Here is a 13935-nt window from a genome sequence, read left to right as displayed (position 1 = left end):
CTAACTGCCCCGTAACCCGCTCCGACTACGCATACGCTGGACGCACCATTACGGAGACCCCGGAGATTACGGTGCAATTCCACGACTCGATGATCAGCCTCGTCGGCAACACCCCGCTGGTGAAGCTCAACAATGTGACGGCCGGCATTCAGGCCACCGTCCTGGCCAAGGTCGAGTACTTCAACCCGGGCGGCTCGGTGAAGGACCGCATCGCCCTGCGCATGATCGAGGCGGCCGAGGAGAGCGGCGCGCTCAAGCCCGGCGGCACCATCGTCGAGCCCACCTCCGGCAACACCGGGGTCGGCCTCGCGATCGTGGCCCAGCAGAAGGGCTACAAGTGCATCTTCGTCTGCCCCGACAAGGTGTCCACGGACAAGATCAACGTGCTGCGGGCGTACGGTGCCGAGGTCGTGGTCTGCCCCACCGCGGTCGACCCCGAGCACCCGGACTCGTACTACAACGTCTCCGACCGGCTCGTCCGGGAGACCCCGGGTGCCTGGAAGCCCGACCAGTACTCCAACCCGAACAACCCGCGCTCCCACTACGAGACCACCGGCCCCGAGCTGTGGGAGCAGACGGACGGGAAGATCACCCACTTCGTCGCGGGCGTCGGCACCGGCGGCACGATCTCCGGCACGGGCAACTACCTCAAGGAGGTCAGCGGCGGCAAGGTCACCGTCGTCGGCGCCGACCCCGAGGGCTCGGTCTACTCCGGCGGCTCCGGCCGGCCGTACCTGGTGGAGGGCGTCGGCGAGGACTTCTGGCCGACCGCGTACGACCGGAACGTGACGGACCGGATCGTCGCCGTCTCCGACAAGGACTCCTTCCAGATGACCCGCCGCCTCGCCAAGGAGGAGGGTCTCCTGGTGGGCGGCTCCTGCGGCATGGCGGTCGTGGCGGCCCTGGAGGTCGCCAAGGAGCTGGGCCCGGACGACATCGTGGTCGTGCTCCTGCCGGACTCCGGCCGCGGCTACCTCTCCAAGATCTTCAACGACGAGTGGATGGCCGACTACGGCTTCCTGGAGGACACCACCTCCGCCACCGTCGCCGACGTGCTCCGGCACAAGGAAGGCGTGCTGCCCTCGCTCGTCCACATGCACCCGGACGAGACGGTCGGCCAGGCGATCGAGGTGCTGCGCGAGTACGGCGTCTCGCAGATGCCGATCGTCAAGCCGGGCGCCGGTCACCCGGACGTCATGGCCGCGGAGATCGTCGGCTCGGTCGTGGAGCGGGAGCTCCTCGACGCGCTCTTCACCCAGCGCGCCTCCCTGGAGGACCCGCTGGAGCGCCACATGAGCGCGCCGCTGCCGCAGGTCGGCTCCGGCGAGCCGGTCGCCGACCTGATGTCCGTGCTCGGCGAGTCCGCGGACGCGGCGATCGTGCTGGTCGAGGGCAAGCCGACGGGTGTCGTCAGCCGCCAGGACCTGCTCGCCTTCCTCGCGAACGGCGGGGTGAAGGGCGTCGCGAAGTAGCGGACCCGGTGTGACCGGCCCGTGCCCTCACGTGGTCGAGCGGGCGTTCGTGAAAACGGTACGAGCGCGACACGTTCGCGCAGCACCCGCTTAACACGCGTACGGCACATTGGTCGTTGTCGGCGTCGAGGACTACGGAGCGGCTCCCGGAACTCCTCGCGACGCCGCGGACGCGGAGACCGGCCCTGACCCGGGCCCGTGTCCCTCGCGGGGACCGCCGTCGTCCCGCCCCCCAGTCACTGGGGGTGCGGCGGTCCCCGCGCTACTTCCCTCGCACCGGCGCCCTTCCGCCCGTCCCGGCGCTAGTCCCGCTCGTCGCGGCGCGCCGGGATCCGGTCGCGGAGCGCGTAGACCGCGTTGACGCCGACGATGCCGAGCCAGGCCACGATCAGGCCCTCCAGATCGGCCTGGGTGACGGCGATGGCGGAGAGCGGGACCGCCAGGACCAGCGAGATGATCCCGAAGCCGAACCGTTCGCCAAAACCCTCGGCGCCCGGCGTGCGGGGGCGTTCGCCGCGCGCGGTCGCCACCTGCCGCTCGCCGAGCCTGCGCCTGACCTGCCGGTCGATCGTGGCGTCCAGGCCCTGCTCCACCTTGCCGAGGAAGGAATCGACGAGGGCCGCCTCGTACTCCGTGCCCAGCTCCCGGCGGGCATGCAGGGTGGCGTCCAGTTCGTTCTTGAGCTCGTCCATGATGGCCACGGTAGGCAGCCGCGGGGTCCCGCGTCGGTAGGGGTAGCCCCCGCTTTTCTTGCCCTGCTGCATATCTTCATGCAGAGTGCGAGGTGGATGAATAACCGGGTGGGGACGAGCGGAAGGGGGACGGCGTGAGCGACAGTCCGGCCGGACGGCTGCAGGCGCTCTTCGAGGGGCACCGGCTGACACCGACACAGCGGCGGATCGCGCACTGCATGGTGCGGCGCGCCGGTGACGTGGCGTTCCTGTCCAGCGTCGAACTGGCCGAGCTGGCCGGTGTCAGCCAGCCCTCGGTCACCCGCTTCGCCGTGGCCCTCGGATTCGACGGCTACCCCGCCCTGCGCCGCCACCTCCGCGAGGTCGCCCCCGCGGGGGAGGCTCCCGCGAGCGCGGCGGCCGGTGAGCACAACGAGTACCAGCAGGCCGTCCTCGCCGAGATCGAGAACCTCCGCCACCTCGCCGAACTGCTCGCCGACCCCGCGCCCGTCGAGCGCGCCGGGCGGCTGCTCGCCGCCTCCCGGCCGCTGCCCGTGCTCGGGCTGCGGGCCGCCTCCTCGCAGGCGCGCGGCTTCGCGTACTTCGCCGGCAAGGTCCACCCCGACGTCCGCCTCCTCGACGAGGGCGGCTCGATGCTGACCGACCGCATCGACGCGACGGTACGGGCGGGGGCCACGGCCCTGCTCTGCTTCGCGCTGCCGCGCCACCCCCGCGAGGTCGTGGAGGCCCTGGAGTACGCCAGGGGGGCCGGGCTCACCGTGGTCACGGTCGCCGAGTCGGCGTTCGCACCCGTCGCCGCCCACAGCGACCTGCTGATCCCGGCCGCCGTCGGCACCGGCCTCGCCTTCGACACGGCCTGCGCGCCGATGCTCCTCGGCCGGGTCCTCCTTGAGGCGATGGCCGACGAACTGCCCGACGCGCAGGCGCGGTTGGAGGAGTTCGACACCAAGGCGGCGGCTCGCGGGCTGTTCGTGGAGTAGGGGCTCGGCGCTCGCGCGGAACCGTCAGACGTCGAGTTCGGCCTCGATCTTCTTCAGCTGGTGGCGGGCCATCGCCAGGTTCGCGCGCTTGTTGTCCAGGGCCAGATACAGGAACAGGCCGCTCGATCCCCGGCTCTTCAGTAGCCGGATCATGTGGTACTGGCCGCCGAGCGTGATCAGGATGTCCTCGATGTCCTCCTTGAGGCCGAGCATCTCCATCGTCCTGAGTTTGGCGCGGACCACGTCCGTGTTGCCGGCCGCCGCCATGTTCAGGTCGAGCTCCTTGCCGCCGCCGATCGTGCCGAGGGCCATGCCGCTGGTGTAGTCGACCAGCGCGGCGCCGATGGCGCCCTCGATGGTCATGGATTCCTTCAGAGCGGTCTCGGTGTTCGCCATGGGTGTCGCACTTCCTTTTCGGTTCACGTGGTTTACGAGATGGGTCGGTTCAGGTCTTTGCGGTCCAGGGCCCCGTCGACCAGCTCGCCGATCCGGGCGCTGGACCTCCGGGCCTCCAGATGGAGCCGGCCCACGTTGATCCGGGGCTCGGCGAGCAGGGTGAGCACGGCGGCGCCGCCGGCGGCGTACGTGGCGACATAGCCGCCCTCGCCCCGGACGAGCAGCTCGCGGAAGCCGCCCTGCCCGGTGGACTCGGTCATCCGCTGGGCGACCCCGAGGGCCGCCGCCGTCAGCGCGGCCACCCCCTCCGCCTCGGCGTCGACGGTGTCGTGGGCGAGGACGAGGCCGTCGATGCTCGCCGCGAGCGCCCCGGTCAGCTGGGGCAGCCGGGCCCGCAGCCGTCTCAGCTCGCCGAGCACCTCGGCTTCTGCGGACATCAGTAATCTCCTCTCGGCGCGCAGGCGCAGGGCACGCCTCATCACAGACTTGCCTCCAGGGCGTCGCGGAGCCGGCGCAGCAGGGCGATGTCCGGGTCGGGCGCGATGTCGCCGACCCAGGCCGGGACGGTGGGCACGGCGGCCATCACGGGGTCGGGCGGGGTCTCCACCAGGCCGGCGGCGGCGAGGCGGCGCACCTCCAGCAGCGTGTGGAAGGCCGGGCGGCCGAGCACCCGCGCGATCTCCGCCGGGGTGCGGACCCCGTCGGCGGCGGCGAGCAGCGCCCGCTGACGCAGGCTCACCGTCTGGCCCGGGGCGGGCGGGCGGGGCACCACGGGGGCGGTGTCGACGGAGCCGTACGGCCAGACGCTGTCGAGGAGTTCACGGCGGCGGACGGTCTCGCGCTCGACGGCCTCGGTCGAGACCGGCCGTACGGCACCGAACCAGTGGGCGACGCCGTAGCGGAACCGGGTCGGTCCCGTGGCGGGGGCGAGTGCGAAGAACGCGGCGTCGTAGACCGCGCCGAGGTGGCAGATCTCCAGCTCACCGTCGTGCAGCCGGCCGCTCTCGACCAGGAACCTGCCGACCTCGCGCCGCGCGCCCGCCCGGTCGACGGCCTCGTCCCAGCGCTCGCGGGCGAGCCGCCCGCCGGCGGTCAGGAGGACGTCGAGCCCTGGCGCGGCGGGGCTCTCGGCGTGGGTCACCCGGCCGTCGACGAGATAGAGCGTGCCGTGGTCGCGGAGCAGGGCGCCGGTGGCGCGCTCGGCGGCGAGGCGGACGAGCATGGGGGAGACGGTCATCCGAGCACCAGCTTCTCCGCGAGTTCGCGCAGCCGCATGCGGGCGAGCGCGAGGTTGCCGCTGTCCCGGTCGAGCCACAGGTGGAGGAAGACGCTGCTGTCGAAGGAGGTCTCGACGAACCGGAGGACGTGGTAGCCGCCCCGGGTCGTGACGATCAGGTCCTCGACGGGCGGTCCCTTGGTCAACGTCCGCTCGCGGAGCGCGAGTTCGGTTCCGGGGCGCAGGGCTATCTCCGTGCTGGGGCCGCGGGGGCCCGCGCTCGCGGCGGTGGAGGCGGCGGACGCGGAGGGCGGTCGGGTGGGCAGGGGCGGGACGACCGTCCCCTGGGCCGGCACGGGCACGCCCGCGCCCGGCACGGGCACGCCCGCGGTCGGCGGGGCGGTCGGTCGCGGCGGCGGGGCCGTACCGGCGAAGGAGTCGTACTCCGCGGCGGCGCGGGCCAGTTCGGCGGCCTCGGCGGCCGTCGCCTCGTGGTCTCCGACCGGCGATTCGCCCGCCGCGCCGAGGGCGAGCCCGCTGGTCCAGTCGACCAGCCAGGCTCCACGTGCGCCCGGCAGGCTCATGGCCTCCCACAGGCACTCGTCGATTCCGGGCACGCGGATTCCCCTCCCGATGCGGCGCGCGGACGTACGGCAGTGACGGTGACGCTACTCAACGTTTCCGTCGTGGGTAGGAGTTCTGGCATTTTCCATCGGAACATGCCTCAGGCTTGCTTGAATTCGCCCCCGCGTGATCGCTCCCCGTCGCGTGCGGTCAGTCCCCGCCGCGGCCGGGTCAGCCGTACCGCCCGGCGCCCTCGGTCGCCTGCCGCGCCGCCCGTGCGTCAGCCGCGCCGCTCCACGAAGGCCGCCACGTCGTCGAGGTCCTTGGCCAGCGCGCGGGCGGCCGCCTTGGCGCCCAGGCCGCTCAGCAACCTGGCCAGAAATCCCAGCCGGTTCCCCTCGGCCGGGCCTCCGGAGAACGTCATCCGCACCACGCTCGCACCTTCCCCGTCCGCGCGCAGCGCGATCTCGGAGACGTAGTGCATGCCGTGCGAGTCGGCCACCGTCACATAGCGGTCCGGCGGCACGGACTCGGTCACGGTCATCTCCTCCGTGGCCTCCTTGCCGAACATCTTCCGGGTCTCGCGCCACCGCGTGCCCACCCCGAAGGCGCCCTCGGTGAGGACGTCGACGCGCTCCACGCCGCCCAGCATCCGCTCCATGTTCCGCAGGTCCGTCATCGCTTCCCAGACCGGTCCCGGGGGCGCCTGGATCCGCCGCTCCACGACGATGCTCTTCATGGCCATGGCTCCATGGAAGCACCGGGTCCGTACCCCCGCCTCCGTTGTCGGTCCAGCTGGGTCAGCCCAGCAGCGCGTCCGCCCGGTCGCCGCCCGCCTCGGCGACGATCTCGTCCAGGCTCTGGGCCCGCCGCGCGGTCGAGAAGGCGACCCCGCCGTCCTCGTCCGCCACGGTGAAGCCGTGGACGGCCGGCCGGGGCAGACTGTTGTACGCGTAGTGGTGCGCGAAGTAGTACGCGCCGGTGTCCGGGACGGCCACGATGTCGTCCGGCCGCAGCAGCGGCAGCGGGAGCGCCGTGGCGAGCAGGTCCCCGGCGAAGCAGGCCGGGCCCGCCACGTCCTGGACGACGTCCTCGCCCGTGCGGGGGTGGCCCTCGGCGTCGTACGCGAGGACGCGCAGCGGCCAGGAGGCCGGGTCGTAGACGGTACGGGTGGCCACCTGCACGCCCGCGTGGGTGACGGCGACCGGGCGGGAACCGGAGGTCTTGGTGTACTCGACGCGGGTCAGGATCGTGCCGTGCTTGGCGAGCAGGGAGCGGCCGAACTCGGTGACGAGGCCGTACCGCCCGTCGAGGAGCCCGGGGACGGTCTCGGCGAGCAGCCCGGCGTACTCCGCGTACGTGGGCGCCTCCTCGTCGGAGGCGAAGTTCACCGGCAGCCCGCCGCCGATGTCGAGCGTGTCGATCTGCTGCCGCCCCGCCTTGGCGTTGATCTCCTCGGCGAGTTCGTAGACGGCGGCGACGCCCTCGGCCATGAGGGCGAGCGGGACGCCCTGGGAGCCGGTGTGGGTGTGCAGCCGGGTCAGCCAGGGCCGGTCGAGGTAGGCCCGGACGAGCGTGTCCCGCGCGCCCTCGTCGCGGAGTGCCACCCCGAACTTGGAGGTGGCCGTCGCCGTCGAGAGCGCCCCGATGGAACCGGCCCCGACCTGCGGGTTCACCCGGATGCCGAGGGGCGAGGCGGTCGGCGCGGAGGCGACGAGGGCGTCGAGCCTGGCCAGCTCCTGGAGGTTGTCGGCGTTGACGGCGATCCCGAGCGCGAGGGCCTGGCGCAGGTCGGCGGGGGTCTTGGCGGGCGAGTCGAGCACCGTGCGGGACGCGGGGAGGCCGGCGGCGCGGGCGAGGGCCAGCTCGCCGGGGCTCGCGACCTCCACGCCGAGCCCGCACGCGTCCAGCAGGCGCAGGACGGGCACGAGCGGGCAGGCCTTCACGGCGAAGGCGTGCAGCACGGGGGCGTCGGTGACGGCGGCGAAGGCCGCGACGAGGGCGGCGGCGGAGGCGCGGACGCCCTCGGTGTCGAGGAGGGCGAGGATCTGGCGGTCGGGGTCGGCGGGGGAGAGGAGCCCCTGCTCGACGGCGGCGCGGACGGCCCGGTCGCGACGGGCTCCGGCGGGGTGGGAAGCCATGGATCCATGGGACCACCACGACGGGTCCCGGCGCAGCTGTTGACTACAAGTATTCAGCAGTCCAGGATGTGAATATCTGGTTCACATCGTCAGGAGGCTGCCCCATGTCAGGACCCCGACCCGTACGGGCCCCGCGCGGTACGGAACTGAGCGCCCTGGGATGGCAGCAGGAAGCCGCCCTCCGGATGCTGCAGAACAACCTCGACCCCGAGGTCGCCGAGCACCCCGACAAGCTCGTCGTCTACGGCGGCACCGGCAAGGCCGCGCGCGACTGGCGCTCCTTCGACGCGATGGTGCGCACGCTGCGCACCCTGAAGCAGGACGAGACGATGCTCGTCCAGTCCGGCCGTCCCGTCGGCGTCATGCAGACCCACGAGTGGGCTCCGCGCGTCCTCATCGCCAACTCCAACCTGGTCGGCGACTGGGCGAACTGGGAGGAGTTCCGGCGCCTGGAGCAGCTCGGCCTCACCATGTACGGCCAGATGACGGCCGGTTCGTGGATCTACATCGGCACCCAGGGCATCCTCCAGGGCACCTACGAGACCTTCGCCGCCGTCGCCGCCAAGAAGTTCGGCGGCACGCTGGCCGGCACGATCACCCTCACCGCCGGTCTCGGCGGCATGGGCGGCGCCCAGCCGCTCGCCGTGACGATGAACGACGGCGTCGCGATCTGCATCGACGTCGACCCGCGCGCCATCGAGCGCCGTATCGAGCACCGCTACCTGGACGTCAAGGCCGACAACCTGGCCCACGCGCTCCAGCTGGCCGTCGAGGCCCGCGACGCCCGCCGTCCGCTCTCCATCGGCCTGCTCGGCAACGCGGCGGAGCTGCTGCCACAGATGCTGGCCGAGGGCGCGCCGATCGACATCGTCACCGACCAGACCTCGGCCCACGACCCGCTGTCGTACCTGCCGGTCGGCGTCGCCTTCGACGACATGGCCGACGCGGCCGCCAAGGACCCGGCGGGCTTCACCACCCGCGCCCGGGAGTCCATGGCCCGGCACGTCGAGGCCATGGTCGGCTTCATGGACGCGGGCGCCGAGGTCTTCGACTACGGCAACTCCATCCGCGGCGAGGCCCAGCTGGCCGGCTACGACCGCGCGTTCGCCTTCCCCGGCTTCGTGCCCGCCTACATCCGCCCGCTGTTCTGCGAGGGCAAGGGCCCGTTCCGCTGGGCCGCGCTCTCCGGCGAGGCGAGCGACATCCACAAGACCGACAAGGCGATCCTCGACCTCTTCCCGGAGAACGAGTCCCTGCACCGCTGGATCAAGATGGCCGGCGAGCGCGTCCACTTCCAGGGACTGCCCGCCCGCATCTGCTGGCTCGGCCAGGGCGAGCGCGACAAGGCGGGCGACATGTTCAACGACATGGTCGGCAACGGCACCCTCGCCGCGCCGCTCGCGATCGGCCGCGACCACCTCGACTGCGGCTCGGTGGCCTCCCCGTACCGGGAGACCGAGGCCATGCTCGACGGCTCCGACGCGATCGCGGACTGGCCGCTCCTGAACGCCATGGTGAACGTCGCCTCCGGCGCCTCCTGGGTCTCCATCCACCACGGCGGCGGCGTCGGCATGGGCCGCTCCATCCACGCGGGCCAGGTCTCCGTCGCGGACGGCACGAAGCTGGCCGGCGAGAAGATCCGCCGCGTCCTGACGAACGACCCGGGCATGGGCGTCATCCGGCACGTCGACGCGGGCTACGACATCGCCGAGCGGGTCGCCGACGAGAAGGGCGTCCGGGTCCCGATGCGCGAGGGCGACGACGCTGTGGACGGTGTCTCCGCGTGAGCGAGACGTTCCACGCCATGTGGCGGTCGCTGCGGCCCATCGGCCGCAGCGCCGCCTCCGGCGGCTACCGCCGCTACGCCTGGACGGACGCCGACGCCGACTGCCGGCTCTGGTTCCAGATGCAGGCCGAGGCGCGCCGGCTGAACTACGAGGTCGACCGCAACGGCAACCAGTGGGCCTGGCTCGGCGACCCGGCGGCCGGTGACGCCGTCGTCACCGGCTCGCACCTGGACTCCGTGCCGGACGGCGGCGCCTTCGACGGCCCGCTCGGCGTGGTGTCCGCCTTCGCGGCGCTCGACGAGCTGCGCGCGCGGGGCGTGGTGTTCAAGCGGCCCCTCGCGATCACCAACTTCGGTGACGAGGAGGGCGCCCGCTTCGGCCTTGCCTGTGTCGGCTCGCGCCTCACGGCCGGGCGGCTGACGAAGGAGCAGGCGTACGAGCTCAGGGACGGCGACGGGATCACCCTGCCGAAGGCGATGGAGGCCGCCGGGTACGACCCCGAGGCCATCGGCCCCGACCCCGAGCGGCTCGCCCGGATCGGCGCCTTCGTCGAGCTGCACGTCGAGCAGGGCCGCGCCCTCGACCTCTCCGGCGACGCCGTCGGCATCGCGTCCGCGATCTGGCCGCACGGCCGCTGGCGGTACGACTTCGCGGGCGAGGCCAACCACGCGGGCACGACCCGCCTGGTCGACCGGCGCGACCCGATGCTGACGTACGCCGAGACGGTCCTCGCCGCGCGGCGCGAGGCCGAACTCGCCGGTGCGGTCGCCACCTTCGGCAAGATCGCGGTCGAACCGAACGGCGTCAACGCGATCCCGTCCCTGGTCCGGGGCTGGCTCGACGCGCGGGCGGCGGACCAGGCCTCCCTGGACGCCGTCGTCGAGGGCGTCGAGACGGCGGCCCGCGACTACGCGAACCGCCACGGCATCGACCTCACGGTCGTACGGGAGTCCTTCACGCCGGTGGTGGAGTTCGCGCACACGCTGCGGGACGAGCTTGGCTCCCTCCTCGGCGGGAAGACCCCGGTGCTCGGCACGGGCGCGGGCCACGACGCGGGCATTTTGTCCGAATCGATCCCGACCGCCATGCTCTTCGTACGGAACCCCACGGGCGTCTCGCACTCCCCGGCCGAGTTCGCGGCCGAGGACGACTGCGTGGCGGGGGTCATCGCTCTTGCGGACGTACTGGAGGGCCTGGCGTGCAGGTGACGACGTACTGGCTGGAACACGCCTGGCTGGACACCAACGTGGAACCGGGCGTGGCGCTGGACGTGGCCGACGGCCGCGTCACAGCCGTACGCACCGGTCTCGACGCCCCGCCCCCGGGCGCGGAGGTCCTGCGCGGCCTGACGATCCCGGGCCTGGCGAACGCCCACTCGCACGCCTTCCACCGGGCGCTGCGCGGCACCGTCCAGGTCGGCTCGGGCACGTTCTGGACCTGGCGTGAGGTCATGTACCAGGTGGCGTCCGAGCTGACGCCGGACACGTACCACGCGCTGGCCCGCGCGGTGTACGCGGAGATGGCGCTGGCCGGCATCACGTCGGTCGGCGAGTTCCACTACCTCCACCACGCCCCCGGCGGCACCCCGTACGCCGACCCCAACGCGATGGGCGAGGCCCTGATCCAGGCGGCCGCCGACGCGGGCATCCGGATCACGCTCCTCGACACCGCCTACCTCTCCTCCGGCTTCGGCGCGGCGCCCGACCGGCACCAGCTCCGCTTCTCGGACGGCACGGCGGAGGCGTGGGCGGAGCGGGTCTCGGCGCTCAAGGAGCGGAAGGGCGTCCGGATCGGGGCGGCGATCCACTCGGTCCGTGCGGTCCCGGCGGACCAGCTGTCGACGGTCGCGGGCTGGGCGCAGTCGCGCGCGGTGCCGCTGCACGTCCACCTGTCGGAGCAGACCGCCGAGAACGACGCGTGCCTGGCGGCCCACGGCCGTACGCCCACACAGCTCCTCGCGGACCACGGGGTCCTCGGCGCGCGGACGACGGGCGTCCACAACACCCACCTCACCGACACCGACATCTCCCTCCTCGGCTCCTCGACCACGGGCACGTGCATGTGCCCGACGACGGAACGGGACCTCGCGGACGGCATCGGCCCGGCCGTCGCCCTCCAGCGGGCGGGCTCGCCGCTCTCGCTGGGCAGCGACAGCCACGCGGTGATCGACCTCCTGGAGGAGGCGCGGGCCATGGAGCTGAACGAGCGGCTCCGCTCCCGCACGCGCGGCCACTGGACGGCCGCCGCGCTGCTGCGCGCGGCGACGGCCGACGGTCACGCCGCGCTCGGCTGGGACGGGGCGGGAACCCTGGAGGCGGGCGCGCTCGCCGACTTCACGACGATCGCCCTGGACTCCGTCAGGACAGCGGGACCGGTGCCGCGTCTGGCAGCCGAGACGGCGGTATTCGCAGCGTCGGCCGCGGATGTGCGCCATGTGGTCGTGGGCGGCCGGACGATCGTCCGGGACGGCGCGCACGTGACGATCCCGGACGTGCCGGGTGCCCTTGCGGACGCGATCGCCGCCGTGCGCGGCTGAAGGAAGGACCTCTCATCATGAACAGCGGCCCCGCGACGAGGAACAACCCGGCGGCGATCTCCGCCCCCACGAGCGCGAACAGCGCCGTGGCGACGGAGGCCACCGCCATCGTCAACATCGCCAGCCTGGTCACGAACGATCCCTCCCTCGGTGACGGCACACCCCTTGGACTGATCCAGGACGCGGCCGTCGTCATCGAGGGCGACCAGGTCGTCTGGGTCGGTGAGACAAGCAAAGCACCGGCCACTGACAACCGGGTCGACGCCGACGGCAGGGCCGTGATCCCCGGCTTCGTGGACTCCCACTCGCACTTGGTCTTCGCGGGCGACCGCACCGCGGAGTTCAACGCGCGGATGTCCGGCCAGCCCTACAAGGCGGGCGGCATCAGGACGACGGTGGCGGCGACCCGGGCGGCGAGCGACGAGGAACTGTCGTCGAACGTGGCCCGCTTCATGGCGGAAGCCCTCCGCCAGGGCACGACGACCTTCGAGACGAAGTCGGGCTACGGCCTGACGGTCGAGGACGAGGCGCGCGCGCTGCGCATCGCGTCCACGCACACGGACGAGGTCACGTACCTGGGCGCGCACATCGTCTCGCCGGACTACGCCGACGACCCGGCCGGCTACGTGGACCTGGTGACCGGCGAGATGCTCGACGCCTGCGCCCCGTACGCGCGTTGGGTGGACGTCTTCTGCGAGAAGGGCGCCTTCGACGGGGACCAGGCGCGGGCGATCCTCACGGCCGGCAAGGCGAAGGGCCTGCACCCGCGGGTGCACGCCAACCAGCTGAGCTTCGGCCCCGGCGTCCAGCTCGCGGTGGAACTCGACGCGGCGAGCGCGGACCACTGCACGCACCTGACGGACGCCGACGTGGACGCCCTGGCCTCGGGCGCCACGGTGGCCACCCTCCTCCCGGGGGCGGAGTTCTCCACCCGGGCCCAGTGGCCGGACGCCCGCCGCCTGATCGACGCGGGCGTGACGGTGGCCCTGTCGACGGACTGCAACCCGGGCTCGTCGTTCACGTCGTCCGTCCCGTTCTGCATCGCGCTCGCCGTACGGGACATGGGCATGACCCCGGACGAGGCGCTCTGGTCGGCCACGGCGGGCGGCGCGCGAGCCCTGCGCCGCACGGACGTCGGCCGCCTGTCCCCGGGCGCCCGCGCCGACCTCACCGTCCTGTCCGCCCCGTCCCACGTCCACCTGGCCTACCGCCCGGGTGTTCCCCTGGTGTCGGAGGTCTGGCGGCGCGGTACGCGGGTGGTCTGAGCGGGTGCGGGGTTCTCCCCGTTCACCGCCGTCCCACGAACTCCTGATGCAGTGCGCCAACGCCCACCTGCATGAGGCCTACGTGTACCGCACACCTCTGCGCAGGCGGCTCCTGAACGGCTTGCAACAGCGAAGCTAGTCTGCGCAACCTCGGCAGAGGCCTTGGCCGGCGCCCCGGAAGGCGCGGTCGCAGCGGTCGCAGTTCTGCAGGGGGAGGACGCCGGGTGGTGCCGCAGGTGCCGGTGGAAGTTCCGGCGGAAGCCACTCACGGAGCCGGTGGGCGAGGAGGCGGGCGGGCCAGCGGATGGTACCGGCGGGCAGTTCGGCGGTGAGCGTGCGGACGACGACGGCCGGGGTGACCTCCCGGTCCAGCCACCGCTGGACCTCGGGCGCCAGACGGCGTACGTCGCTCTCCGAGAGGAGCAGCCGGGACTCGCGCTGCCGCAGACCGGCGAGGAGTTCGGCGGCAGGCTTCAACTCCGAGCTGAGCGGCGGTTCTTCGGTCTCGACCGGAGCCGTCCGTGGCGCCCGTCGCGTGACGGGCCGGGAGCGCTTGACGAGATCGACGGGACCAGGGTGCTCGAACCAGGTAGTGACCGTCGTGAGTTTGGCGCCCCTCCCGCGCACGACCTGCCGCTTCAGGTACCCGGCGGTCTCCAGCTCCCGCAACGCGCCCGCGATCCGCACGGCGCCTTCCGGGAAGCGGGCGGTGAGGATGCTGATCCCGACGAGAGCGCCGTCGGGCAGCGACTGGATGTACACGCCGATGCCGATCGCGCAGGCGGACAGGTCCTTGTGCTGGGCGAGATGGTTGCCCACGACGGTGAACTTCTCGTCGTGGCGGTGACGTACGTGCGTCACTCCGGCGCGCGGGGGTGAGACGGTA

The 13935-nt window shown here is 72.7% G+C and carries 14 protein-coding genes; 6 read left to right on the top strand and 8 right to left on the bottom strand.

Annotated elements, in window-relative coordinates:
• The first annotated feature begins 71 nt into the window (after positions 1–71).
• Positions 72–1472 carry a cystathionine beta-synthase gene (locus ACF09C_RS33955; protein ID WP_362417044.1) on the top strand — a complete coding sequence of 467 codons (1401 nt, stop codon included), beginning with the start codon at positions 72–74 and terminating at the stop codon, positions 1470–1472.
• 302 nt (positions 1473–1774) lie between these two features.
• On the opposite strand, the gene ACF09C_RS33950 is transcribed toward ACF09C_RS33955, so the two are convergent.
• The gene (locus ACF09C_RS33950; protein ID WP_392097097.1) at positions 1775–2164 is read right to left on the bottom strand and encodes a hypothetical protein; all 390 of its coding nucleotides are present in this window, start codon (positions 2162–2164) and stop codon (positions 1775–1777) included.
• A 134-nt stretch (positions 2165–2298) separates the two neighbouring features.
• Here ACF09C_RS33950 and ACF09C_RS33945 point away from each other — a divergent pair, with 134 nt between their 5' ends.
• Complete coding sequence (locus ACF09C_RS33945; RefSeq protein ID WP_392097095.1) at positions 2299–3144, top strand: MurR/RpiR family transcriptional regulator; 846 nt, start codon at positions 2299–2301, stop codon at positions 3142–3144.
• 24 nt (positions 3145–3168) lie between these two features.
• Here ACF09C_RS33945 and ACF09C_RS33940 read toward each other — a convergent pair whose 3' ends face one another.
• From ACF09C_RS33940 to ACF09C_RS33915, 6 genes are all read right to left on the bottom strand, one after another.
• Positions 3169–3540 carry a hypothetical protein gene (locus tag ACF09C_RS33940; protein ID WP_392097093.1) on the bottom strand — a complete coding sequence of 124 codons (372 nt, stop codon included), beginning with the start codon at positions 3538–3540 and terminating at the stop codon, positions 3169–3171.
• 32 nt (positions 3541–3572) lie between these two features.
• Entirely contained in the window at positions 3573–3977 is a 405-nt protein-coding gene (locus ACF09C_RS33935) for a roadblock/LC7 domain-containing protein (protein ID WP_362417032.1), read from the bottom strand.
• A gap of 41 nt (positions 3978–4018) precedes the next feature.
• Entirely contained in the window at positions 4019–4777 is a 759-nt protein-coding gene (locus ACF09C_RS33930) for a transcriptional regulator (RefSeq protein WP_392097091.1), read from the bottom strand.
• Positions 4774–5373, bottom strand: coding sequence for a hypothetical protein (locus tag ACF09C_RS33925; protein WP_392097090.1), 600 nt, complete (start codon positions 5371–5373; stop codon positions 4774–4776). The genes ACF09C_RS33930 and ACF09C_RS33925 overlap by 4 nt, the downstream gene beginning before the upstream one ends.
• 227 nt (positions 5374–5600) lie before the next feature.
• The gene (locus ACF09C_RS33920) at positions 5601–6065 is read right to left on the bottom strand and encodes an SRPBCC family protein (protein ID WP_392097089.1); all 465 of its coding nucleotides are present in this window, start codon (positions 6063–6065) and stop codon (positions 5601–5603) included.
• A gap of 55 nt (positions 6066–6120) precedes the next feature.
• On the bottom strand, positions 6121–7461 hold the full coding sequence (locus ACF09C_RS33915; RefSeq protein WP_392097087.1) for a diaminopimelate decarboxylase: 1341 nt from the start codon (positions 7459–7461) through the stop codon (positions 6121–6123).
• A gap of 104 nt (positions 7462–7565) precedes the next feature.
• On the opposite strand from ACF09C_RS33915, the gene hutU reads away from it, so the two are divergent.
• From hutU to hutI, 4 genes are read left to right on the top strand one after another with little or no spacing between them, the layout of a single operon-like run.
• Positions 7566–9248, top strand: a complete 1683-nt coding sequence (gene hutU, locus ACF09C_RS33910) for a urocanate hydratase (protein ID WP_392097086.1) — start codon at positions 7566–7568, stop codon at positions 9246–9248.
• Positions 9249–9265: 17 nt separating this feature from the next.
• A complete protein-coding gene (locus tag ACF09C_RS33905) occupies positions 9266–10456 on the top strand; it encodes an allantoate amidohydrolase (protein ID WP_392097341.1) in 1191 nt (396 codons plus the stop codon).
• Positions 10447–11784: a formimidoylglutamate deiminase gene (locus tag ACF09C_RS33900; RefSeq protein ID WP_392097084.1), complete on the top strand. Its 1338-nt coding sequence runs from the start codon at positions 10447–10449 to the stop codon at positions 11782–11784. Before ACF09C_RS33905 ends, ACF09C_RS33900 begins: the two co-directional genes overlap by 10 nt.
• A 17-nt stretch (positions 11785–11801) precedes the next feature.
• Positions 11802–13049, top strand: coding sequence for an imidazolonepropionase (gene hutI / locus ACF09C_RS33895; RefSeq protein WP_392097083.1), 1248 nt, complete (start codon positions 11802–11804; stop codon positions 13047–13049).
• Between the two features lie 135 nt (positions 13050–13184).
• On the opposite strand, the gene ACF09C_RS33890 is transcribed toward hutI, so the two are convergent.
• The gene (locus tag ACF09C_RS33890) at positions 13185–13910 is read right to left on the bottom strand and encodes a helix-turn-helix domain-containing protein (RefSeq protein WP_392097082.1); all 726 of its coding nucleotides are present in this window, start codon (positions 13908–13910) and stop codon (positions 13185–13187) included.
• Positions 13911–13935 lie beyond the last annotated feature (25 nt).

It is taken from the genome of Streptomyces sp. NPDC014870 (genome assembly GCF_043081505.1).
Lineage (GTDB): Bacteria > Actinomycetota > Actinomycetes > Streptomycetales > Streptomycetaceae > Streptomyces.
The sequence above is the reverse complement of the archived record's forward strand: the minus strand, read 5'-3'. Positions and strand labels throughout refer to the sequence as shown.